Here is a 23,322-nt window from a genome sequence, read left to right as displayed (position 1 = left end):
GGGGCGTTGTGGGGTAAAGTGGCGGACAACGGAGCGACCGGGGTTCCGTGAGTGGCAAGGCTTGAGCTAGGTCTGCGAGGTGGCGAGATGTTCTTCGGCACCTACACGCCAAAACTCGACGACAAAGGGCGGCTGACGTTGCCCGCAAAGTTCCGCGACGCGCTGGCAGGAGGGTTGATGGTCACCAAGAGTCAAGATCACAGCCTGGCTGTCCATCCGCGGGCCGAGTTCGAGGAGATGATCGCCGAGATCTCCGCGAAGGCCAAGCGCGGCAATCCCCAGGCCCGCGCGTACCTGCGCAACCTGGCCGCAAGCACCGACGAGCAGTACCCCGATGCACAAGGCCGCATCACGCTGTCGCCCGAGCACCGCCGCTACGCGAACCTGACCAAGGACTGCGTGGTGACGGGTTCGATCGACTTCCTGGAAATCTGGGATGCCCAGGCATGGCAGGAATACCAGGAGCTTCACGAAGAGAACTTCTCCGCGGCCAGCGATGAAGCCCTCGGCGACATCCTCTGATTTGGCCACCGGCCCGCAGGCCCGTGCAGTGTGGCCTCTGTCCGAACCGGCCCTGACGTACTTCCCCGACGTCAGGTTCGCGACCTCGGACAGGGACCTCACTGCAGGGGCCGCCCCGACTCCGCAGAGTGCAGCGATGGTGGATGACCAGCCTCATGTCCCGGTCCTGCTGGACCGATGCGTCGAGCTTCTCGCTCCGGCGCTGACCCGCGAGGGCGCCACGCTCGTCGACGCGACGCTGGGCGCCGGTGGGCATTCCGAGCGCTTCCTCACCGATTTCCCGGGTCTGCGTCTGATCGGTCTCGACCGCGATCCCGACGCGCTGCGCATCGCCGGCGAGCGTCTCGCCCCCTTCGCGGACCGGATCACGCTGGTGCGCACCCGCTACGACGGCATCGCCGACGCGGTGCGCGACGCGGCCGGCGGGAGCGTGGACGCGATCCTGTTCGACCTGGGTGTGTCGTCGATGCAGCTCGACCGGGTCGAGCGCGGGTTCTCCTACTCCACCGATGCGCCGCTGGACATGCGGATGGACTCCGGAGCCGATCTGACCGCAGCCCAGGTCCTCAACTCCTATGACGAGCGCGCGCTCGCGCGCGTGCTCCGCGAGTACGGCGAGGAGAAGTTCGCCGGCCGCATCGCCGCGTTCATCGTGCGCCGACGTGCGGTCACTCCGTTCACCACCACCGGTGAGCTCGTCGAGCTGCTCTACGACGCCATCCCGGCGCCGGCGCGCCGCACGGGCGGCCATCCCGCCAAGCGCACGTTCCAGGCGCTGCGCATCGAGGTCAACGCCGAGCTGGAGTCGCTGCGTTCCGCGATCCCGGCGGCGCTGCAGGCGTTGCGCCCCCATGGACGCCTCGCGGTGATGGCCTACCAGTCGTTGGAGGACCGAATCGTCAAGACGGCCTTCGCCGCCGCCACCGCATCCCGCACGCCTCCCGGTCTGCCCGTCGAATTGCCCGGCCACGGGCCGGAATTCGTCGCGCTGACCCGCGGCGCAGAACGTGCCGATGCCGAGGAGATCGAACGTAATCCGAGAAGCGCCCCCGTCCGGTTGCGCGCAGTCGAAAAAGTTGGGGGAGAGTAGCGATGAAGGCGAAGAAGCCATTGCGCAACGCCGCGGCCGAGCCCGCTCGACGCAGCGAGCGTACGTCCGGGCGCACGTCCGGGCGCAGCCGCGCGACGACGACGAAGCCGAAGGCGGGGGGTAAGCGCGGCACGGCGCGCGAGGCCAAGCGCACGCCGGTCGACGCGCAGCCCCGCGGTCGCAAGACCACTCGCGACGCGCGCCCCCAGCGCTCCGCACCGCGTACCACGCCGATCTCACGTCCCGTCGACGCTCCGGCACGGCCCAAGAGTGCCACGCAGGCCAAGGCGCGTGCCAAGGCGCGAAAGGCCAAGGCGCCCAAGGTTGTCCGTCCTCCGCTGCGCGAACGTCTGCTGGTCCGGCTGGCCTCGATCGATCTGAACCCGCGGCGGCTGGCCGCGCGGGTGCCGTTCGTCGTCCTCATCATCTCCGCCCTGGGTCTGGGTCTGGGGGTGACGCTGTGGTTGTCCACCGACGCGGCCGAACGCTCCTACCAGCTCGGCAGCGCCCGTCAGCTCAATCAGGCCCTGATGCAGCAGAAGGAAGCGCTCGAGCGCGACGTGCTGGAGGCCCAGGCCGCTCCCGCGCTCGCCGAGGCGGCTCGTGAGCTCGGCATGATCCCGTCCCGGGACACCGCGCATCTGGTGCAGGATGCGTCCGGGAACTGGGTGGTCGTGGGCACTCCGAAACCGGCGGAGGGGGTTCCGCCGCCACCGCTGAACGCACCGCTGCCCGAACCGGGCCCGCCCGCACCCCCGGCGCCGCGCGTCGTCGAACCGCGCGAGGTCCCGGTGCGTATTCCGTCGGCCGCCACGCCGCCGGCTGTGCCCGGCATGGTCCCGGGCGCGCCGGCACCGCTTCCCGGCCTCGCGCCGGTGCCCGGCCTCGTGCCGGTGCCGGGTTCTGAGGTGCCGCACGCGGTTTCGGCGGATATTCCGATGCCGGGGCCCGTCCTGCCGGCCGCCGCCCCCGATCCCGCCCTCGTGGCCCCCGCACCCGCACCCGTTCCCGGGGCCGGCGCGTGAGCCGGCAGGCCAAGCCCGGCAAGAGTCTGGCGAAGGTCCCGAACCAGGAACGCTCGGCCCGCGCCCGGCGCACCCGTCAGCCCGCGCCGCAGAACGGTCTGCGCAGTGCGTCGTTCGTGTTCCGGCACCGCACCGGCAATGCGGTGATCTTCCTGCTGCTCGTCGTCGCAGCGGCGCAGCTGTTCACGCTGCAGGTGCCGCGCGCCGAGGGGTTGCGCGCCGAGGCGGCCGGGCAACTCAAGGTCACCGACATCGACCCGGCGCTGCGTGGTTCGATCGTCGACCGCAACGGTGACAAGCTGGCCTTCACCATCGAGGCCAGGGCGTTGACGTTCCAGCCGGTGCGGGTACGCAAGCAACTCGAAGAGGCGCGGGCCAAGTCGGAGGAGGCCCCGGAACCCGATGCGCGCCTGCGTGACATCGCCGCCGAGGTGTCGCAACGGCTGGGCAACAAGCCGGATGCCGCAACCGTGCTCAAGAAGCTGCGCAGCGACGAGACGTTCGTCTACCTCGCCCGCGCCGTCGACCCGACCATCTCCGACGCCATCATCGAGAAGTTCCCCGAGGTCGGCGCCGAACGCCAGGATCTGCGCCAGTACCCCGGCGGCGTGCTGGCGGCGAACATCATCGGCGGCATCGACTGGGACGGTCACGGCCTTCTGGGACTTGAGGATTCGCTGGACTCGGTGCTCGCCGGCACCGACGGTTCGGTGACCTACGACCGGGGCTCCGACGGCGTCGTGATCCCGGGCAGCTACCGCAACCGTCACGACGCGGTCAACGGCTCGACCGTGACGCTGACGATCGACGACGACATCCAGTTCCACGTGCAGCAGCAGGTGCAGCTGGCCAAGGACGCCTCGGGTGCGAAGAACGCCTCGGCGGTCGTCCTGGACGCCAAAACCGGTGAGGTGCTTGCGATGTCGAACGACAACACGTTCAACCCGGCCCAGGACGTCAGCCGCCAGGAGAACCGTCAGCTGGGCAACCTGCCGGTGTCCTCACCGTTCGAACCCGGTTCGGTGAACAAGATGATCACCGCGGCCGCGGTGATCGAGAACAAGCTGACCACCCCCGACGAGGTGCTGCAGGTGCCCGGCTCGATCAACATGGGCGGGGTCACCGTCGGCGACGCGTGGGAGCACGGCGTGATGCCCTACACCACGACCGGCGTGTTCGGGAAGTCCTCCAACGTCGGGACGCTGATGCTGGCCCAGCGGCTCGGGCCGGAGAAGTTCGCCGAGATGCTCGAGATGTTCGGGCTCGGGCAGCGCACCGGGGTGGGCCTGCCCGGCGAGAGCTCGGGTCTGGTTCCGCCGATCGACCAGTGGTCGGGCAGCACGTTCTCCAACCTGCCCATCGGACAGGGCCTTTCGATGACGCTGCTGCAGATGACCGCGATCTATCAGACCATCGCCAACGACGGTGTCCGCGTGCCGCCGCGCATCATCAAGGAGACCGTCGCGCCGGACGGGACCCGCAGCGAGGAACCGCGCCCCGACGGCATCCGGGTGGTGTCCGCGGAGACGGCGCGCACGGTGCGCGACATGTTCCGCTCGGTGGTGCAACGGGATCCGCGGGGAATCCAGCAGGGCACCGGACCGCAGGCCGCGGTCGAGGGCTACCAGATCGCGGGCAAGACCGGCACCGCCCAGCAGATCAACCCGGCGTGTGGTTGCTACTACAGCGACGTCTACTGGATCACCTTCGCCGGGATGGCGCCGGCCGACGATCCGCGCTACGTGATCGGCGTGATGCTCGACGCGCCGCACCGCGCCGCCGACGGATCGCCGGGTTCTTCGGCGGCTCCGCTGTTCCACAACATCGCGTCCTGGCTGCTGCGGCGGGAGAACGTGCCGCTGTCGGCGGATCCGGGTGCGCCCCTGACGCTTCAGGCAGGGTGACTCTGCCGCAGCGACGGCGAAGCGACCGGCAGACGATCGGTACTGTGTCCTCGCCATGAATCTGCGTCCCAGCCATCCTGTCGGTATGCCCCTCGGGGCATTGGCCGATCTGGTCTGCGCGGAACCGGCCGACGCCGGTCCCGTGCCCGACCTGCAGGTCACCGGCGTGACCCTGCGGGGTCAGCACGCGCAGGCCGGTGACCTGTTCGCCGCGTTGCCGGGTTCGAAGGCCCACGGCGCGCGGTACGCCGCCGACGCGGTCGAACGCGGCGCGGTCGCGGTCCTGACCGACGCCGACGGCGTGTCCGAGATCGCCGCCCACGGCGGCCCGGCCGTTCCGATCCTGGTTCACCCGGCCCCGCGCTCGGTGCTGGGCGAGGTCGCCGCCGCGGTGTTCGGCAGGCCGTCGGAGCACCTGCGGGTGATCGGCGTGACGGGCACCTCGGGCAAGACCACCACGACCTACCTCGTCGAAGCGGGCCTGCGCTCCGCCGGCCGGGTCGCGGGGCTGATCGGCACGGTGGGTGTGCGGATCGACGGTCGGGCGCAGCCGGGCGGGCTCACCACACCGGAGGCGCCCGATCTGCAGGCGCTGCTGGCGGTGATGCTGGAGCAGGGGGTCGACACCGTCGTCATGGAGGTGTCCAGCCATGCGCTGACCCTGGGCCGTGTCGACGGGGTGTCGTTCGCCGTCGGCGGGTTCACGAATCTGTCGCGGGATCATCTGGACTTCCACCCGACGATGCAGGACTACTTCGAGGCCAAGGCCCGTCTCTTCGACCCGACCTCGCCGACCCACGCGGCGCGATCGGTGATCTGCGTCGACGACGAGTGGGGTCGGGCGATGGCCGCGCGGGCGGACGCGCCCGTGACCGTCAGCGCGACGGGCGACGCCGACTGGTGGGTCCAGGAGGTCCGTGCGCTCGACGGCAGTGTGCAGGACTTCCTCGCCGTCGATCCCGGCGGGGTGCACCACGCGCTGGAGATCGGCCTGCCCGGTGGCTACAACGTGGCCAACTGCCTCCTCGCGGTCGCGCTGCTCGACGCCGTCGACGTGTCGCCGGAGCAGGCCGCGCCGGGGTTGCGCGACGCGACCGTGCCGGGGCGCCTGGAGGCGGTCGACCGCGGGCAGCCGTTCCTCGCGCTCGTCGACTACGCGCACAAGCCGGGGGCGCTCGCCGCGGTCCTGCAGACGCTGCGTGAGCAGTGCGCCGGCCGGCTGGCGGTGGTGTTCGGGGCTGGTGGCGACCGTGACCAGGGCAAACGTGAACCGATGGGCAGGGTGGCCGCCGAGCTGGCCGATCTGGTCGTGGTGACCGACGACAATCCCCGCGGAGAGGATCCCGCCGTGATCCGCGCGGCGATCCTGCGGGGCGCATCCGGTGCGCAGACGGTCGAGATCGGCGACCGGCGCGCCGCGATCGTCCACGCGGTGCAGTGGGCACGGGAGGGCGACATCGTGTTGATCGCGGGCAAGGGCCACGAGGCGGGGCAGACCAGTCAGGGCCGGACGCGGCCGTTCGACGACCGCGACGAGCTCGCGGCAGCGCTGGAGACGCTCCAGACATCGGGAACATCGGGGGCGTCGCAGTGATCGAGATGTCGTTGCGCCGGATCGCCGAGATCGTCGGCGGCCGGCTGGCCGATGTGAGCGCCGACGAGGCGGACCGCCTGCGGGTCACCGGCACCGTGGAGTTCGACTCGCGCGCGGTGACCGCCGGTGGGCTGTTCCTGGCGCTGCCGGGGGCGCGCTCGGACGGCCATGATTTCGCCGCCACGGCCGTGGCGTCGGGTGCGGTCGCGGTACTGGCGGCCCGGCCCGTCGGGGTGCCGGCGGTCGTCGTCGACCCGGTGGCCCCGCAGCACGGCGCGGGTGGCACCGCCGGGGTGCTCGAGCACGACGCCGACGGTTCCGGCGCGGCAGTGCTGGCGGCGCTGGCCAGGCTGGCGGCCGCGGTCGCCGCCGAACTCGTCGCGGGCGGCCTGACGATCATCGGGATCACCGGCTCGTCGGGCAAGACCTCGACGAAGGATCTGATCGCCGCGGTTCTCGCACCGCTCGGAGAGGTGATCGCGCCGCCGGGATCGTTCAACAACGAACTCGGGCACCCTTGGACGGTGCTGCGGGCCACCGAGTCCACCGACTACCTGGTGCTGGAGATGTCGGCGCGCCACCCCGGCAACATCGCGGCGCTGGCCCGTATCGCGCCGCCGTCGATCGGCGCGGTGCTCAACGTCGGCACCGCCCACCTCGGCGAGTTCGGCTCCCGCGAGGCCATCGCCGCGACGAAGTCGGAACTGCCGCAAGCGGTTCCGCAGTCCGGTGTGGTGATCCTCAACGCCGACGATCCGGTGGTCGCGGCGATGGCGGACAAGACCGCCGCGCGGGTGGTGCGGGTCGGGCGGAGCGCCGACGCCCGCACGCTCGACGTGCGCGCCGACGGCGTCACCCTCGACCCGTTGGCGCGGCCCGCGTTCACGCTGCACGCGGGCGGGGAGCAGGTGCCCGTCACCCTCGCGGTACACGGGGACCATCAGGTGTCCAACGCGCTCGTCGCGGCCGCCGTCGCGCTGGAGTGCGGCGCGACCCTGACGCAGGTGGCCGGGGCGCTCGCGGCGGCCGGCCCGGTGTCGCGGCACCGGATGCAGGTCAGCACCCGCAGCGACGGCGTGACCGTGATCAACGACGCCTACAACGCCAACCCCGACTCGATGACCGCCGGGCTCAAGGCGCTGGCGTGGATGAGTCGGCAGAACCCCGAAGGCAGCCGCAGCTTCGCCGTGCTCGGCGAGATGGCCGAACTCGGTGAGGACACGATTACCGAGCATGACCGCATCGGCCGTCTGGCGGTGCGCTTAGATGTCTCTCGACTCGTCGTCGTCGGATCCGGGAGGCCTATGAGCGCCATGCTGCACGGCGCGGTGATGGAAGGGTCGTGGGGATCCGAGGCCACGCCCGTCGCCGACGCCGACGCCGCGCTGGCGCTGTTGCGGGACGAACTGCGTCCCGGCGACGTCGTGCTGGTGAAGGCCTCCAACTCCGCCGGGCTCGGCGCCCTGGCCGACGCGCTGGTGTCCGAACAGCTCCCGGGGGACGGCCGATGAGGCAGATCCTGATCGCCGTCGCCATCGCTCTGGCGGTCGCGATCCTGCTGACCCCGGTGCTGATCCGGCTGTTCACCCGGCAGGGGTTCGGCCACGAGATCCGCGAGGACGGTCCGCCGAGTCACCACAAGAAGCGCGGCACGCCGTCGATGGGCGGCGTCGCGATCATCGCCGGCATCTGGGTGAGCTACTTCGGCACGCACCTCGTGGGCGTGCTGATGGACGGCAAGGGTCCGTCGGCCTCGGGCCTGCTGGTGCTCGGGCTGGCGACCTCCTTGGGTGTCGTCGGATTCCTCGACGACCTGATCAAGCTCCGTCGCGCCCGCAACCTGGGCCTCAACAAGACCGCCAAGACCGTCGGCATCCTGGTCGCCGCGGTGCTGTTCGGGGTGCTCGCGCTGCAGTTCCGCAACGCCGACGGGCTCACGCCCGGCAGCGCGGAGCTGTCCTACGTGCGTGAGATCGCGACGGTCACGCTGGCGCCCGCGGTGTTCGTGCTGTTCTGCGTCGTGGTCGTCAGCGCATGGTCGAACGCGGTGAACTTCACCGACGGCCTCGACGGGCTCGCGGCCGGTGCGATGGCCATGGTGTGCGCGGCGTATGTGCTGATCACGTTCTGGCAGTTCCGCAACGCGTGCGCGACCGCTCCCGGGGTCGGCTGCTACAACGTGCGCGACCCGCTCGACCTCGCGATCATCGCGGCGGCCACGGCCGGTGCGTGCATCGGGTTCCTGTGGTGGAACGCGGCGCCGGCGAAGATCTTCATGGGCGACACCGGCTCGCTGGCCCTGGGCGGCATCATCGCGGGCCTGTCGGTCACGAGCCGCACCGAGATGCTCGCCGTCGTGCTGGGCGCGCTGTTCGTCGCCGAGGTCACCTCGGTCGTGGTGCAGATCCTCGCGTTCCGTACGACGGGCCGCCGGGTGTTCCGGATGGCGCCGTTCCACCACCACTTCGAGTTGGTGGGCTGGGCGGAGACGACCGTGATCATCCGGTTCTGGTTGCTGACCGCGATCGCGTGCGGGCTGGGGGTGGCCCTGTTCTACAGCGAGTGGCTGACCACCGTCGGGGCCTGACGTGATGACAGATGTCGGGGCCTGACGTGATGACAGATGTCGGGGCCTGACGTGGATGACCTCGCGGGGCTTTCCGTCTTGGTCACCGGCGCTCGCGTCACCGGGCAGGCGATCCTCGCCGCGCTGACACCGCTGGGGGCGCGCGCCACCCTGACCGACGACAGCCCCACCGCGCTGACCGCGTTCGCCCAGCAGGGGGTCGAGGTGCTCGACCCCGCCGCCGCGGTCGAGCGGATCGCGGCGTTCGACCTCGTCGTCACCAGCCCCGGCTTTCCGCCCACCGCACCCGTGCTCGCCGCCGCGGCGGACGCGGGGATCCCGATCTGGGGTGACGTCGAGCTGGCCTGGAGGCTGGACAGGTCCGGCAGGTTCGGGCCACCGCGCCAGTGGCTCGTGGTCACCGGCACCAACGGCAAGACCACGACGACGTCGATGCTGCACGCCATGCTGGAGTCCGCCGGCCGGCGCGCGGTGCTGTGCGGCAACATCGGCGACCCCGTGCTGACACTGCTGGAGCAGCCCGCCGACGTATTCGCCGTGGAGCTGTCCAGCTTCCAGTTGCACTGGGCGCCGTCGCTGCGGCCCGAGGCCGGCGCGGTGCTCAACGTCGCCGAGGACCACCTCGACTGGCACGGTTCGATGGCGGCCTACGCCGCGGACAAGGCGCGCGCCCTGACCGGGCGGGTCGCCGTCGGCGGACTCGACGACGAGATCGCCGCCGGCCTGATGGGCTCGGCGCCGGCCGCGGTGAAGGTCGGCTTCCGGCTCGGCGCGCCGGGACCGGGGGAGTTCGGGGTCCGCGACGGCGCCCTGATCGACAACGCGTTCGCCGACGGTCTGGAGCTGGCCGCCGTCGACTCCATCCCGGTGGCCGGACCGGTCGGTGTGCTCAACGCGCTTGCCGCGGCGGCGCTGGCGCGCGCGGTGGACGTGCCGGCCGAAGCGATCGCCACGGCGCTGGCCGGGTTCCAGGTCGGCAGGCACCGGGCCGAGGTCGTCGCGGTCGCCGACGGCATCACGTATGTCGACGATTCGAAGGCCACCAATCCGCATGCCGCGCGGGCCTCGATCGACGCGTACCCGCGCGTGGTGTGGATCGCGGGCGGAATGCTCAAGGGCGCGTCGGTCGAGGACCTCGTCGCCGACAGCGCCGATCACCTGGTCGGGGCCGTGCTGATCGGCCGCGACCGCGCGGTCGTCGCCGAGGCGTTGGCGCGACACGCACCGGATGTCCCCGTTGTGGAGCTTGTGACGGGGGAGGATTCTGGGGTGCTTGAGAAAGATGAGTCAGGTGTTACTCGTGTGACTCGAGTGGTTCGAGCGGACTCGGAATCGCTGTCCGACGCCGTGATGGCCGCAGCGGTGCGTGCTGCGCGCAGCCTCGCCGCGCCGGGCGACGCGATCCTGCTGGCGCCCGCGGGCGCCTCGTTCGACCAGTTCACCAGCTACGGGCACCGGGGCGACACCTTCGCCGCGGCGGTGCGCGCAGCGTTGCGGTAGCGGGCGGATCCAGTGAGCAACATCCTGAGCCGGCTGCGCCACCGCCGCGCGAATCCGGCCGCCGACACCGGCACCACAGTTACTTCCGGGGCCGCCGCGACCTCTGACGCGGCGTTGCGCCTGCCGCGCACCCGGGTCGGCGCCTGGCTCGGCCGGCCGATGACGTCGTTCCACCTGATCGTCGCGGTCACCGCGCTGCTGATCACCATGGGCCTGACGATGGTGCTGTCGGCGTCCGGGGTGTACTCCTACGACCAGGACGGCTCGCCGTGGTCGGTGTTCACCAAGCAGGTGCTGTGGACGGTGATCGGGCTGTTCGCGTTCTACGTCGCGTTGCGTACCCCGGTCGCGGTGATGCGCAGGTTCGCGTTCACCGGCTTCGCGTTCTCCATCGTGCTGCTGGTGCTGGTACTGATCCCCGGAATCGGCAAGGTGGCCAACGGTTCTCGCGGCTGGTTCGTCGTCGCCGGCTTCTCGATGCAGCCGTCGGAGCTGGCCAAGATCGCGCTGGCGATCTGGGGCGCCCATCTGCTGGCCGCCCGCCGCATGGAGCACGCGTCGCTGCGCGAGATGCTCGTGCCGCTGGTGCCGGCCGCGGTCATCGCACTCGCGCTGATCGTGCTGCAGCCCGACCTCGGCCAGACACTGTCCATGGGTGTGATCCTGCTGGGCCTGCTCTGGTACGCCGGCCTTCCACTGCGGGTGTTCCTGACCTCGCTGGGCGCCGTCCTGGTCTCGGGCGTGATCCTGGCACTCGCCGAGGGGTACCGCTCCGCGCGGGTGCAGTCATGGCTGAACCCGACCGCCGACGCCCAGGGATCCGGATATCAGGGCCGGCAGGCCCGGTACGCGCTGGCCAACGGAGGGTTCTTCGGCGACGGGCTGGGCCAGAGCACCGCGAAGTGGAACTATCTGCCCAACGCCCACAACGACTTCATCTTCGCGATCATCGGTGAGGAACTCGGGTTCGTCGGCGCCGTCGGTCTGCTGCTGTTGTTCGGACTGTTCGCCTACACGGGCATGCGGATCGCCCGGCGGTCGGCCGATCCGTTCCTGCGGCTGCTGACCGCGACCGCGACGCTGTGGATCCTGTCGCAGGTGTTCATCAACGTCGGATATGTCGTGGGCCTGCTCCCGGTCACCGGCCTGCAGCTGCCGTTGATCTCCTCGGGCGGCACCTCGACCGCGACCACACTGCTGATGATCGGCATCATGGCCAACGCGGCCCGGCACGAACCCGAGGCGGTCGCCGCGCTGCGCGCAGGCCGCGACGACCGGGTGAACCGCATCCTGCGGTTGCCGTTGCCCGCGCCGTATGTCCCGAGCCGGACCGAGGCGCTGCGCGACAGGCTGCGCACGAAGCCGGAGAAGAAGAAGGCCGGTAAACGGCCCGAGAAGAAGCCCGCGCGCGCCCGCGCGGCGCAGAGCGCACGACACCCGGTGCGGTCGGGACGGTCGTCGGACGGTTACGGTGATGGACGGCGTAATCAGGGCCGTCGGGCCCGCACAATGGAAGGTCAGCGTTACGGGTGACGGGGATTTCGGTTCCGGCGGGGCAGGCGCGGGGAGACCGGGCAATCTCTGTCGTACTGGCCGGCGGTGGCACGGCCGGTCACATCGAACCCGCGATGGCGGTCGCGGACGCGCTGACCGCGCTGGAGCCGAACGTGCGGATCACCGCCCTGGGCACGGCACGCGGTCTGGAGACCCGGCTGGTTCCGCAGCGCGGCTATGACCTCGAGCTGATCACCCCGGTGCCACTGCCGCGCAAGCTGTCGGCCGATCTGCTGCGTCTGCCGATGCGGGTACGGCGGGCCGTCCGAGAGACCCGTGCGGTGTTCGAGGCCGTCGACGCCGACGTCGTCATCGGGTTCGGTGGATACGTCGCGCTGCCCGCCTACCTCGCCGCCCGGCGGCGTGTGCCGGTGGTGGTGCACGAGGCCAACGCCAGCGCGGGCTGGGCCAACAAGGTCGGCGCGCGGGTCGCGACGCGGGTGTTGTCCGCGGTGCCCGACCCGGGCCTCGGTCACGTGGACGTGGTGGGTGTGCCGGTGCGTGAGGCGATCACGTCGCTGGACCGTTCCGCGTTGCGGGCCGAGGCGCGCGCACATTTCGGCTTCGCCGACGACGCCCGGGTGTTGCTGGTGTTCGGTGGGTCGCAGGGGGCGCAGTCACTCAACCGCGCTGTCTCCGGTGCCGCCGAAGGCCTTGCCGCCGCCGGGATCTCGGTGTTGCACGCGCACGGGCCCAAGAACACGCTCGACCTGCGCGCCCCGCGGCCGGGCGATCCGCCCTACGTGGCGGTGCCGTATCTGGAACGGATGGATCTGGCCTATGCCGCAGCCGATCTCGCGGTCTGCCGCTCGGGTGCGATGACGGTCGCCGAGGTGTCCGCGGTCGGTCTGCCCGCCGTGTATGTGCCGTTGCCGATCGGCAACGGCGAACAGCGTCTCAACGCGCTGCCGGTGGTCGAGGCCGGTGGCGGCCTCGTGGTCGACGATGCTTCTCTGACACCGCAATTCGTCGCCGGCACCGTTGCCGGACTGCTCAACGACCCGGACCGGCTGGCGACGATGACCGCGGCGGCCGCGCTCGCCGGCCATCCCGACGCCGCTCGGCGGGTCGCCGAGGTGGCCCTCGACGTCGCACGGGGCACCGGGAGCCGGCGATGACGGGTCAGCAGCCGGCGTCTCTTCCTCCCGAGCTGGCACGGGTGCACATGGTCGGCATCGGCGGTGCGGGGATGTCGGGCGTCGCGCGGATCCTGCTCGACCGGGGCGGGCAGGTCTCGGGATCCGACGCGAAGGACTCGCGCGGGCTGATCGCGCTGCGCGCCCGGGGCGCGCAGGTACGGATCGGGCACGACCCGTCCGCACTGGACATGCTGCCCGGCGGACCGACCGCCGTGGTCACCACCCACGCCGCGATCCCGAAGACCAACCCCGAGCTCGTCGAGGCCCGGCGCCGCGGCATCCCGGTGATCCTGCGGCCGGCCGTTCTCGCCAGGCTCATGGACGACCGCACCTCGCTGCTGGTCACCGGAACCCACGGCAAGACGTCCACCACGTCGATGATCATCGTGGCGTTGCAGCACTGCGGATTCGATCCGTCGTTCGCCGTCGGCGGCGACCTCGGCCAGGCGGGCACCAACGCCCACCACGGCAGCGGTTCGACGTTCGTCGCCGAGGCCGACGAGAGTGACGGGTCGCTGCTGGAGTACAGCCCGGACGTCGCGGTCGTGACCAACATCGAGGCCGACCACCTGGATTTCTACGGCACCGTCGAGAACTACACCGCGGTCTTCGACCAGTTCGTCGACCGCATCAAACCCGGTGGCGCCCTTGTGGTCTGCGTCGACGACCCCGGTGCCGCGGCGCTGGCCGAGCGCACCGCCGCACTCGGCATCCGGGTGTTGCGCTACGGCAGCGCGCCGGGACTGGATGCGACGTTGCTGGACTGGTCGCAGCTGGGCACGGGGGCGGTCGCCGAGATCAGTGTGCGCGCCGAGGACCGGCCGCGCACCATGCGGTTGTCGGTGCCGGGCAGGCACATGGCGCTCAACGCGCTCGGAGCGCTGCTGGCGGCCACACAGGCCGGTGCCGATATCGACGCGGTCCTCGACGGGTTGGCCGGATTCGACGGCGTGCGGCGGCGTTTCGAGTTGGTCGGGACCGCCGGCGGGGTGCGGGTGTTCGACGACTACGCCCACCACCCGACCGAGGTCCGTGCCGCGATCACCGCGCTGCGCGCGGTCGCCGAACAGACGCCCGGGGCGCGCACGGTGGCGGTGTTCCAGCCTCATCTGTATTCGCGCACAGAGACTTTCGCGACCGAGTTCGCCGCGTCGCTGAGCACGGCCGACGAGGTGTTCGTCCTCGACGTCTACGCGGCGCGGGAGCAGCCGTTGCCCGGGGTGAGCGGCGCGACGATCGCCGACGGCGTCTCGGCCCCGGTGACCTACATCGCCGACTTCTCCGCGGTGGCCGCGCGGGTCGCCGCGGCCGTGTCCGCCGGCGATGTAGTGGTGACGATGGGCGCGGGCGATGTGACGATGCTCGGGCAGGAGATCCTCGCCGAGGTACGGGCGCGCGCATGACCGAACCCACCGACGAGCCGACCGCCCAGCCGCCGGTCGACGAGGCCGCCGAACCGGTGCAGAGCGCCGAGCCGGGCGAGACGGGCGAGACGGCCGAGGACGCCGAAGGACCGCGGCGGCGGGCCAGGCGGGAACGCGAGGAACGCCGCGCGGCCCAGGCCAGGGCGACGGCGATCGAGGCGGCGCGCCGCGAGGCCAAGCGCAAGGTGATGGGCACGCCCGCGCCGCAGACCAAGACGCTCGGCCGGGGCGCGGTCCGCGGGCTGAAGATGCTGATGTGGACCGCGGTGATCGCGGTCGTCGTGGTCGGACTCGGCCTGCTGCTGTACTTCACGCCGATCATGTCGGCGCGCAGCATCGTGGTGGTCGGGGTCGGCGCGGTGACCCAGGACGAGGTGGTCGCGGCGGCGCAGATCGCGCCGGGCACGCCGCTGTTGCAGGTCGACACCGACGCGGTCGCCGGACGGGTGGCCGGCATCCGGCGGATCGCTTCGGCCCGGGTGCAGCGTCAGTACCCGTCGACGCTGCGGATCACCGTCGTGGAGCGGGTCCCGGTGGTGCTGCGGGACTATCCCGACGGCGTGCACCTCTTCGACAAGGACGGTGTCGACTTCGCGACCGGTCCGCCGCCGCCGGGGATCCCGTATCTGGACACCGAGAACCCCGGGCCCGGGGATCCGGCGACCGAGGCCGCGTTGCAGGTGATGACGTCGTTGCGCCCGGATGTGGCCGGTCAGGTGGGCCGGGTGTCGGCGCCGTCGGTCGCGGCGATCACGCTGACGCTGATCGACGGCCGCACCGTGGTGTGGGGGACCACCGACCGGACCGAGGAGAAGGCACTCAAGCTCGCCGCGCTGCTGACCCAACCCGGTCGGGTCTACGACGTGTCGAGCCCCGATCTGCCGACGGTCAAGTAGCGGCGCACGGCGCGAGGAATTTGTCGTGTCGCTTCGGCGCGCCTGCAGGGCATGTCCGGTGGCCGGCCCTACCGTTCTGTTTGCGCGGAACAACTTGACATAACTCTAAGCCTCTTGTTGAGGTTGAGGGTTTGCTCCAGCGGTTATCCGTAATCCGACAGGCAACCAGGCAGGAAGGGCACCCCATGACCCCCCCGCATAACTACCTCGCTGTGATCAAGGTGGTCGGCATCGGCGGCGGTGGCGTCAACGCCGTCAACCGGATGATCGAACAGGGTCTCAAAGGCGTCGAGTTCATCGCGATCAACACCGACGCCCAGGCGCTGTTGATGAGCGATGCCGACGTCAAGCTCGACGTCGGGCGCGATTCGACGCGCGGTCTCGGCGCCGGCGCGGACCCCGAGGTCGGCAGGAAAGCGGCCGAGGACGCCAAGGACGACATCGAGGAGCTGCTGCGCGGCGCCGACATGGTGTTCGTCACCGCAGGTGAGGGCGGCGGCACCGGCACCGGTGGCGCACCCGTCGTCGCCTCGATCGCGCGCAAGCTCGGCGCCCTGACCGTGGGTGTGGTCACGCGGCCCTTCTCGTTCGAGGGCAAGCGGCGCAGCAACCAGGCCGCCGAGGGCATCCAGGCGCTCCGCGAGAGCTGCGACACCCTGATCGTGATCCCCAACGACCGGCTGCTGCAGATGGGCGACGCCGCGGTGTCGCTGATGGACGCGTTCCGCAGTGCCGACGAGGTGCTCCTCAACGGCGTGCAGGGCATCACCGACCTGATCACCACCCCCGGCCTGATCAACGTCGACTTCGCCGACGTCAAGGGCGTCATGAGCTCGGCCGGAACCGCGTTGATGGGCATCGGCTCGGCCCGCGGCGACGGCCGCGCCCTCAAGGCCGCCGAGATCGCGATCAACTCCCCGCTGCTGGAGGCCTCGATGGAGGGCGCCCAGGGCGTGCTGCTGTCGGTCGCCGGCGGTAGCGACCTCGGGCTGTTCGAGATCAACGAGGCCGCCTCGCTCGTTCAGGAGGCCGCACACCCCGAGGCCAACATCATCTTCGGCACCGTGATCGACGACTCGCTCGGCGACGAGGTCCGGGTGACGGTCATCGCCGCCGGCTTCGACGCCGCCGGACCGGGACGCAAGCCGGTGACCGGGGAGGCCCAGCAGGCGGCCGCCCCCGCGGCGGCGGGCCAGCCGATCGCACCGGGCAAGGCCGGCCGGCTGAACTCGATCTTCGATCCGGCGGATCCGGCCTCGGTGCCGGCCGGGAACACCAACGGCGCGACGGTGCGGATCGGCGGCCCGGACGACGGCGGCATCTCCGACGACGACGTCGACGTGCCTCCGTTCATGCGCCACTGACCCGTAGGTTCGCGTTGTGAGCTTCCGGGTCCGGCGCGTCACGACCACCCGAGCGGGCGGGGTCTCCAAGCCCCCGTACGCGACCTTCAATCTCGGCGACCACGTCGGCGATGATCCGGCGGCGGTTGCCGCGAACCGGCGTCGGCTCGCGGCCGCCACCGGGCTGGGTGACTCGGGCCTGGCGTGGATGAACCAGGTGCACAGCACCGAGGTCGCGGTGGTCGACCACGGGGGTGACACCGTGGACGACACCGACGGTCTGGTGACGACGAGACCGGGACTCGCGCTGGTGGTGGTGACCGCGGACTGCGTCCCGGTCCTGATGGCCGACGCGCGAGCCGGGGTCGTCGCCGCGGTGCACGCGGGCCGGGTGGGTGCGGCCGGCGGCATCGTCGCGCGGGCGCTGGAGACGATGGTCGACGCGGGCGCCGACGCCGGTGACGTGTCGGTGCTGCTGGGGCCCGCGGTCAGCGGCCGCAACTACGAGGTGCCCGAGGCGATGGCCGCCGAGGTGGAGGAGGCGTTGCCGGGAAGCCGCACGACCACGCGCCGCGGAACGGCCGGGCTGGACCTGCGCGCCGGCATCGCCGCACAACTGCGGGGACTCGGCGTCCGGGCCATCGACGTCGACCCGCGCTGCACCGTCGAGGACCGCAACCTGTTCAGTCACCGCCGTGACAATCCGACCGGGCGCGTGGCGTCGTTGATCTGGCTGGAGCGCAGGTGATGACCTCGGAACGGGAGGCCGAACTGCGCGCTGCGCTCGACGCGCTGCGCGTCCGGCTCGCGCGCGCGGCGGAGAGCGCCGGGCGCGACGTCGCCGAGATCGAACTGCTCCCGGTCACCAAGTTCTTCCCGGCCTCCGACGTTCTCGCGCTGTACCGCCTGGGCTGCGACGCGTTCGCCGAATCGCGGGACCAGGAGGCGACGGCGAAGATCGAGGACGTGGCCCGGGTGGTCGGCTCGCGTGAGGACACGCCGATCCGGTGGCACATGGTGGGCCGGATCCAGCGCAACAAAGCGCGCTCGGTGGCCGAGTGGGCGTATGCGGCGCATTCGGTGGACAGCGTCAAAGTGGTTGCCGCGCTCGAGCGGTCGGCGTCCACCGCGCTCGAGGAGGGCCGGCGCACCGAACCGCTGCGGGTGTTTGCGCAGCTCAGCCTCGACGGAGACGAGGCGCGGGGCGGCGTCGACGTCGACGCGACCGAGCGCGTAGACGAGTTGTGCGCCGCGATGGACCGCGCGGGGGGCCTGACGTTCGCCGGCATGATGGCGATCCCGCCGCTGGGGGCCGATCCTGGCGAAGCGTTCGCCCGGTTGCGGCAGGAGCGTGACCGGGTGCAACGCGATTACGAGCAACGCCTGGGGCTGTCGGCCGGGATGTCCGGCGATCTCGAGGCGGCGGTCCGACACGGATCCACGTGTGTGCGTGTCGGTACCGCGCTAATGGGATCTCGACCGCTAACGTCACCGGAAGTAGTCACACGAGTCACACCTTCATCACAGACAACACCTCCGCTGGACTTTCCCGAGTCAGCGTCACCGCAAGAAGGGTCCGAACAATGAGCACACTGCACAAAGTCAAGGCCTACTTCGGTATGGCGCCGATGGACGAGTACGAGGACGACTACTACGAGGACGACGACCGCGGCCCCGCCCCCCGCGGATACCGCCGTCCCCGCGAGGACCGGTTCGAGGACGAGGGCTATGCCCCCCGCGGATACGACGGCCATCCCGAGGACCGTCGCCGCGACTACGACGAGCCGCCGGCGTACCGCGCCGGGTTGGCCGGCGGTATGCCCGGTGGTTTCGACGACGCCCGGTTCGAGGCCCGGATGCGCGCGCCGCGGGAGTTCGACCGCACCCCGCCGCGCTTCGGAGCGATGAGGGGTTCGACCCGGGGTGCGCTCGCGATGGATCCGCGCGGCATGGCCGAGTTGTTCGAAGCGGGCAGCCCGCTGGCCAAGATCACGACGCTGCGCCCCAAGGACTACAGCGAGGCCCGCACGATCGGCGAGCGTTTCCGCGACGGGACCCCGGTGATCATGGACCTGGTCTCGATGGACAACGCCGACGCCAAGCGGCTCGTCGATTTCGCGGCCGGGCTGGCGTTCGCGCTCCGTGGATCCTTCGACAAGGTCGCCACCAAGGTGTTCCTGCTGTCGCCGGCCGATGTCGACGTCACCGCCGAGCAGCGCCGCCGCATCGCCGAGGCCGGCTTCTACTCCTACCAGTAGGGCGGGCGCGTCGCCCGGGTAGGCTGACTGGGGCGCACGGACGCTGTCGGTTCGCGGCCTGTAGTCAAAGTCACACATCTGCCTGAGTGAGGTCGGCTTCGTTGGCGCAGTTCTTTTCGATCCTGGGTTTCGCGCTGTTCATTTTCTGGCTGCTGCTGATCGCCCGGGTCGTGGTCGAGTTCATCCGCTCGTTCAGCAGGGACTGGCATCCCCGCGGCGTGACGGTGGTGATCCTGGAGATCATCATGACGCTGACCGATCCGCCGGTGAAGCTGCTTCGCCGGCTGATTCCCCAGCTCACCATAGGTGCGATCCGGTTCGATCTGTCGATCATGGTGCTGCTGCTGCTGGCGTTCATCGGCATGCAACTGGCATTCGGCGCTGCCGCGTCCTGATCGGCCGAGCCTGGGAATCCCCACCCGGCGACGCTCGTCAGCGTGTGTGAGCGGCACCGGGCGGAGTGCCCGGAATGTTGCCGTTCGGCATTAATTGTCGACCTCTCCTGCAACCGCCGGGTCTGGTGTGACAGGATGGGCTCCAGTTACGTACCAGCAAGGCTTTACACTTCGTGATCAGTTGACGGTCGAGACCTCAAGGGGGCAGACAATGCCGCTCACTCCTGCCGACGTGCACAACGTGGCATTCAGCAAGCCACCCATTGGCAAACGCGGCTACAACGAAGACGAGGTGGACGCCTTCCTCGACCTCGTCGAGAACGAGCTGTCGCGCCTCATCGAGGAGAACTCCGATCTGCGCCAGCGGATCTCCGAGCTCGACCACGAGCTGGGGCAGGCCCGCGCCGGTGGTGCGGCGGCCCAGCCGACGCAGACCATCCCAGCTTACGAGCCGGAGCCCGAGCCCGCACCCGAACCGGAGCCCGAGCCCGTGTACGAGGCCCCGGCGCCCGCGGCGCAGCAGGCTGCGCCGGCGACCGAGGACCAGCATCTGCGCGCCGCGAAGGTGCTCAGCCTCGCGCAGGACACGGCGGACCGCCTGACCAGCAGCGCGAAGGCCGAGTCGGAGAAGATGCTCGCCGACGCCAGGGCCCAGGCCGACCAGCTCGTGACCGAGGCACGCCAGACCGCCGAGACCACGGTGACCGAGGCGCGTCAACGTGCCGACGCGATGCTCGCCGACGCGCAGAGCCGCTCGGAGACCCAGCTGCGCCAGGCCCAGGAGAAGGCGGACGCACTGCAGGCCGACGCCGAGCGCAAGCATTCCGAGATCATGGGCACCATCAACCAGCAGCGCACCGTGCTGGAGGGTCGCCTCGAACAGCTCCGCACCTTCGAGCGCGAGTACCGCACCCGTCTCAAGACCTACCTGGAGTCCCAGCTCGAGGAGCTCGGCACGCGCGGGTCGGCGGCGCCGGTGGACACGGGCGCCAACAACGACGGTGGCGTCAACCAGTTCAACCGGGGCAACAACTAAGCACGTGCGCCTCACTCATCGCGGAGCAGGCACATGCTGATCGTCGCGCTCGTCCTGGCCGTCATCGGCCTGGCAGCTCTGGTGCTGGCCGTCGTGACCAGCAACGAAATGATCGCGTGGGTCTGTATCGCCGCGAGCCTCGTCGGCGTCATCCTGCTGATCGTCGACGCGATCCGCGACCGCTCCAACCGGAATGCCGGCGAATCCGATTCCGGGACAACGGTTTCCGGGACAACCGATTCCGGCGAGGATTCCGGCGAGGATGAGATCGACTACGAGGACTACCCCGACGAGGCGCCCGTCGTCGAGGAGTACGACGAGACCCCCGGCGAGACCCCCGGCGAGGACACGGTGGAGGTCGACGTGGCCACCGGTGACGATGGGCGGACCGGCGAGAACCCGGTCGACGGAGATCCCCCCAGGAACTGACTCCGCAGGGCGCGTTCCTCATCCGGCCGCGAGCAGCTCGCGGACCTCCTCGTCGCTGACCTGATGGAAATCCGCGTACACCTGGCCGACCGCCCGGAAGTTCGGGGGCGTGGTTGAACACACCACCAGATCGGCTTCGGACCTCAGCAGCCGGCACGCCGCGCGCGGTCCGACCGGCACGCCGACGATGATCCGTCGGGCGCCGGCCTCACGCACCGAGCGCACCGCGGCGATCATGCTGGCGCCCGTGGCGATGCCGTCGTCGACGAGGACTACCGTCCGGCCCGACACCGTGACCGGACCACGATCACCGCGGTAGGCCTTCTCGCGCCGGTGCAATTCGGCGGTCTCGCGGCAGACGATGTCGCGGATCTGGTCCTCGCCGACACCGAGACTGCGGATGAGTTCGTTATTGAGCACGACGCCTCCGCCGCCGGCCAGAGCTCCGATGGGAAGGTTCGTGCGGAGGCTTTCATGGCAGGGTCCTGGGTGGGCGCGAGTACCCGGGTGAATTATCGGGCAATCCTGATCGGAAACCTAGGAGGATCATGGGCATCGAATACGAGAGCATCGTCGACCACCCCCGTGGCGAGGTGTGGGCGTGGTTCAGCCGCCCGGGCGCGATGCCTCGACTCGTTCCGCCCTGGCAGCCGATGACGGCACTCGTCGAGGCCGCGTCGCTGGCCGACGGCGTCGCGGTGCTCGGCCTGCCGGGCGGGTTGCGGTGGGTGGCGCGCCACGACCCGTCGGCGTACGTGCCGGAAAGCCGGTTCGCAGACGAGCTTTCCTCGCGCGGCCCGACTTCCTGGCCGCCGCGGGTGATCGGGCGGTGGCGGCACACCCACTCCTTCTTCGACGCGGGCGCGGGAACCAGGATCCACGATCAGGTGGAGGCGCCGGTCCCGGCGGCCGCGTTGCGGCCGACGTTCGTCTACCGGCACCGTCAGATCGCCGACGATCTCGCGACGCACCGCAGAGCCTCCGACGCGGGGATGGCGCCGAAGGTCATTGCGATGACGGGCGCCTCGGGTCTGGTGGGGACTGCCCTTGCGGCGTTTCTGACCAGCGGTGGTCACCGGGTGATCCGGCTGGTCCGGGGTGACGCCCAGGGCGCGAACGAGCGGCACTGGGATCCGTTCTCACCCGCTCCGGACCTGCTCAGCGGGGTCGACGCCGTCGTTCATCTGGCCGGTGCGTCGATCGCGGGGAGATTCACCGAGGCCCACCGCGCGGCGATCCGGGACAGCCGCATCGAACCCACCAGGCTGCTCGCGTCGGCGGCCGCATCGGCCGGCGACGGGCCGGGGACGTTCGTCAGCGCATCGGCCATCGGCTTCTACGGCGCCGATCGGGGCGACACGCAACTCACCGAGGACAGCACGCGCGGTGACGGATTCCTCGCCGATGTGGTCGCAGAATGGGAGGCGGCGACCACCCCGGCGTCGGACGCCGGGTTGCGGGTGGTGAAGGTGCGGACCGGGATCGTTCAGGCGGCTGCCGGCGGGACCCTGCGGCTGCTGCGACCTCTGTTCGCGGCGGGGGTGGGCGGGCGTCTCGGCAGCGGGCAACAGTGGTTGTCGTGGATCGGGCTCGACGACCTCATCGACATCTACCACCGCGCCCTCTATGACGACGCGCTGGCCGGACCCGTCAATGCGGTCGGCCCGGCGCCGGTGCGCAACACCGAGTACACCGCGGAGCTGGCCCGGACCCTGCACCGGCCGGCGCTGGTGCCGGTGCCCTCGTTGGGACCGCGAATTCTGCTGGGGGAGCAGGGCGCACGTGAGCTGGCTGAAGCCAGCCAACGCGTGGTGCCGGCGAAACTACTGGCGCTCGGCCACCCGTTCCGGCACCCCACCGTCGGTGACGCACTGGCCCATCAGCTCGGTAAGGAGCGGCCGGCGACCTGAGTCAGGAAGCCGCGCACCAGAACCCGGATCCGGGAGGCCACGTCGTCGGCGAGTTGTTCTGTGCGAGTAAGCATCTCGTCGTGTGTCAGTCCGGCACGGTCGACATCGCCGTGGTCGTCGGTCGCCAGCCAGATCTTGAGCAGGTCGGTGTCGACCTCCGGGTGGAACTGCAGCGCCAGTGTGCGGCCGAGGACGAAGGCCTGTGATGCATGGGCCGTCCTCGCGATCTCGGTCGCTCCGGGTGGCAGGGTCCACCGGTCGTGATGCCATTGGAACCAGGGTCCTCCGGGCACCAGATCGGGACGGTCGGAGGCGACCTCGCACCAGCCGATCTCGGGCCGCGGTGCTCGCGCCACCGTGCCGCCGAACGCCTGGGCGAGAAGCTGTCCGCCGAAACAGACCCCCAGTAGCGCGACCCCGGCGTCGGCGGCATCGCGCATCATCTGCATCTCGGTGCTGACCCAGGTGTCGAGAAGCGTCTGGTCGTACACCGCCCACGTCGCGCCGAGCGGCACGATCACGTCGTAGCGCGTCGGATCGGGAAACGTCACCTCGCCGGCCGGGCTGTGCGCGCGGGCCGCGGAGACGACCTCGAAGGTGTCGATGTCGAAACCGCGCTCGGCGAAGGCGTCACCGAGCAGCGCTTCGGTGGCGATGTGCTCGTTGAGCAGGAACAGAACCTTTGACGTCACACGGGCCATTATCGCCGGGCGCCG

Annotated in this window: 21 protein-coding genes and 1 pseudogene; 20 read left to right on the top strand and 2 right to left on the bottom strand. The window is 70.7% G+C overall.

Annotation, left to right across the window (positions count from 1 at the left end; all coding sequences use genetic code 11):
• The first annotated feature begins 87 nt into the window (after positions 1–87).
• The 19 genes from DYE23_RS17035 (at position 88) to DYE23_RS16945 (ending at position 20,696) form a co-directional block, all read left to right on the top strand.
• The gene (locus DYE23_RS17035) at positions 88–522 is read left to right on the top strand and encodes a division/cell wall cluster transcriptional repressor MraZ (protein ID WP_011893857.1); all 435 of its coding nucleotides are present in this window, start codon (positions 88–90) and stop codon (positions 520–522) included.
• Positions 497–1,612, top strand: a complete 1,116-nt coding sequence (gene rsmH / locus DYE23_RS17030; protein ID WP_011893858.1) for a 16S rRNA (cytosine(1402)-N(4))-methyltransferase RsmH — start codon at positions 497–499, stop codon at positions 1,610–1,612. The genes DYE23_RS17035 and rsmH overlap by 26 nt, the downstream gene beginning before the upstream one ends.
• 2 nt (positions 1,613–1,614) lie before the next feature.
• A complete protein-coding gene (ftsL, locus tag DYE23_RS17025; RefSeq protein ID WP_115327722.1) occupies positions 1,615–2,637 on the top strand; it encodes a cell division protein FtsL in 1,023 nt (340 codons plus the stop codon).
• On the top strand, positions 2,634–4,541 hold the full coding sequence (locus DYE23_RS17020) for a peptidoglycan D,D-transpeptidase FtsI family protein (protein WP_011893860.1): 1,908 nt from the start codon (positions 2,634–2,636) through the stop codon (positions 4,539–4,541). Before ftsL ends, DYE23_RS17020 begins: the two co-directional genes overlap by 4 nt.
• Positions 4,542–4,596: 55 nt before the next feature.
• Entirely contained in the window at positions 4,597–6,135 is a 1,539-nt protein-coding gene (locus DYE23_RS17015) for a UDP-N-acetylmuramoyl-L-alanyl-D-glutamate--2,6-diaminopimelate ligase (RefSeq protein WP_115327721.1), read from the top strand.
• Entirely contained in the window at positions 6,132–7,646 is a 1,515-nt protein-coding gene (locus DYE23_RS17010) for a UDP-N-acetylmuramoyl-tripeptide--D-alanyl-D-alanine ligase (RefSeq protein ID WP_115327720.1), read from the top strand. The genes DYE23_RS17015 and DYE23_RS17010 overlap by 4 nt, the downstream gene beginning before the upstream one ends.
• Positions 7,643–8,722 (top strand): phospho-N-acetylmuramoyl-pentapeptide-transferase, encoded by a 1,080-nt coding sequence (gene mraY, locus DYE23_RS17005; protein ID WP_011893863.1) that lies wholly within the window; start codon positions 7,643–7,645, stop codon positions 8,720–8,722. Before DYE23_RS17010 ends, mraY begins: the two co-directional genes overlap by 4 nt.
• A gap of 36 nt (positions 8,723–8,758) precedes the next feature.
• A complete protein-coding gene (gene murD / locus DYE23_RS17000) occupies positions 8,759–10,222 on the top strand; it encodes a UDP-N-acetylmuramoyl-L-alanine--D-glutamate ligase (RefSeq protein WP_115327719.1) in 1,464 nt (487 codons plus the stop codon).
• Positions 10,223–10,234: 12 nt separating this feature from the next.
• Complete coding sequence (gene ftsW, locus DYE23_RS16995; RefSeq protein WP_115327718.1) at positions 10,235–11,755, top strand: putative lipid II flippase FtsW; 1,521 nt, start codon at positions 10,235–10,237, stop codon at positions 11,753–11,755.
• Entirely contained in the window at positions 11,752–12,894 is a 1,143-nt protein-coding gene (gene murG, locus DYE23_RS16990) for an undecaprenyldiphospho-muramoylpentapeptide beta-N-acetylglucosaminyltransferase (RefSeq protein ID WP_013471463.1), read from the top strand. Before ftsW ends, murG begins: the two co-directional genes overlap by 4 nt.
• Positions 12,891–14,318 carry a UDP-N-acetylmuramate--L-alanine ligase gene (gene murC / locus DYE23_RS16985; protein ID WP_115327717.1) on the top strand — a complete coding sequence of 476 codons (1,428 nt, stop codon included), beginning with the start codon at positions 12,891–12,893 and terminating at the stop codon, positions 14,316–14,318. The genes murG and murC overlap by 4 nt, the downstream gene beginning before the upstream one ends.
• Positions 14,315–15,235, top strand: coding sequence for a cell division protein FtsQ/DivIB (locus DYE23_RS16980; protein WP_115327716.1), 921 nt, complete (start codon positions 14,315–14,317; stop codon positions 15,233–15,235). Before murC ends, DYE23_RS16980 begins: the two co-directional genes overlap by 4 nt.
• 185 nt (positions 15,236–15,420) lie before the next feature.
• Entirely contained in the window at positions 15,421–16,599 is a 1,179-nt protein-coding gene (gene ftsZ / locus DYE23_RS16975) for a cell division protein FtsZ (protein WP_011893869.1), read from the top strand.
• A gap of 16 nt (positions 16,600–16,615) precedes the next feature.
• Complete coding sequence (gene pgeF, locus DYE23_RS16970) at positions 16,616–17,326, top strand: peptidoglycan editing factor PgeF (protein ID WP_099961634.1); 711 nt, start codon at positions 16,616–16,618, stop codon at positions 17,324–17,326.
• Positions 17,326–18,165, top strand: a complete 840-nt coding sequence (locus DYE23_RS16965) for a YggS family pyridoxal phosphate-dependent enzyme (RefSeq protein ID WP_099961635.1) — start codon at positions 17,326–17,328, stop codon at positions 18,163–18,165. The genes pgeF and DYE23_RS16965 overlap by 1 nt, the downstream gene beginning before the upstream one ends.
• A complete protein-coding gene (locus DYE23_RS16960) occupies positions 18,162–18,836 on the top strand; it encodes a cell division protein SepF (protein ID WP_011893872.1) in 675 nt (224 codons plus the stop codon). Before DYE23_RS16965 ends, DYE23_RS16960 begins: the two co-directional genes overlap by 4 nt.
• Before the next feature lie 101 nt (positions 18,837–18,937).
• The gene (locus DYE23_RS16955; protein ID WP_011893873.1) at positions 18,938–19,231 is read left to right on the top strand and encodes a YggT family protein; all 294 of its coding nucleotides are present in this window, start codon (positions 18,938–18,940) and stop codon (positions 19,229–19,231) included.
• A 211-nt stretch (positions 19,232–19,442) separates the two neighbouring features.
• The gene (gene wag31, locus DYE23_RS16950; protein ID WP_011893874.1) at positions 19,443–20,267 is read left to right on the top strand and encodes a DivIVA-like cell division protein Wag31; all 825 of its coding nucleotides are present in this window, start codon (positions 19,443–19,445) and stop codon (positions 20,265–20,267) included.
• Between the two features lie 33 nt (positions 20,268–20,300).
• Positions 20,301–20,696, top strand: coding sequence for a phage holin family protein (locus DYE23_RS16945; RefSeq protein WP_011893875.1), 396 nt, complete (start codon positions 20,301–20,303; stop codon positions 20,694–20,696).
• Between the two features lie 18 nt (positions 20,697–20,714).
• Here the strand turns inward: DYE23_RS16945 and DYE23_RS16940 are convergent.
• Positions 20,715–21,152: pseudogene (locus DYE23_RS16940) on the bottom strand (phosphoribosyltransferase); the annotation flags it as partial.
• A 92-nt stretch (positions 21,153–21,244) separates the two neighbouring features.
• Here DYE23_RS16940 and DYE23_RS16935 point away from each other — a divergent pair.
• Positions 21,245–22,606, top strand: coding sequence for a TIGR01777 family oxidoreductase (locus DYE23_RS16935; RefSeq protein ID WP_115327715.1), 1,362 nt, complete (start codon positions 21,245–21,247; stop codon positions 22,604–22,606).
• Here the strand turns inward: DYE23_RS16935 and DYE23_RS16930 are convergent.
• On the bottom strand, positions 22,576–23,307 hold the full coding sequence (locus DYE23_RS16930; RefSeq protein WP_013471470.1) for a type 1 glutamine amidotransferase: 732 nt from the start codon (positions 23,305–23,307) through the stop codon (positions 22,576–22,578). The genes DYE23_RS16935 and DYE23_RS16930 overlap by 31 nt on opposite strands.
• Positions 23,308–23,322 lie beyond the last annotated feature (15 nt).

The organism is Mycolicibacterium gilvum (genome assembly GCF_900454025.1).
Lineage (GTDB): Bacteria > Actinomycetota > Actinomycetes > Mycobacteriales > Mycobacteriaceae > Mycobacterium > Mycobacterium gilvum.
Note: the sequence above shows the minus strand (reverse complement) of the source record. Positions and strands in the feature narration are given on the sequence as shown.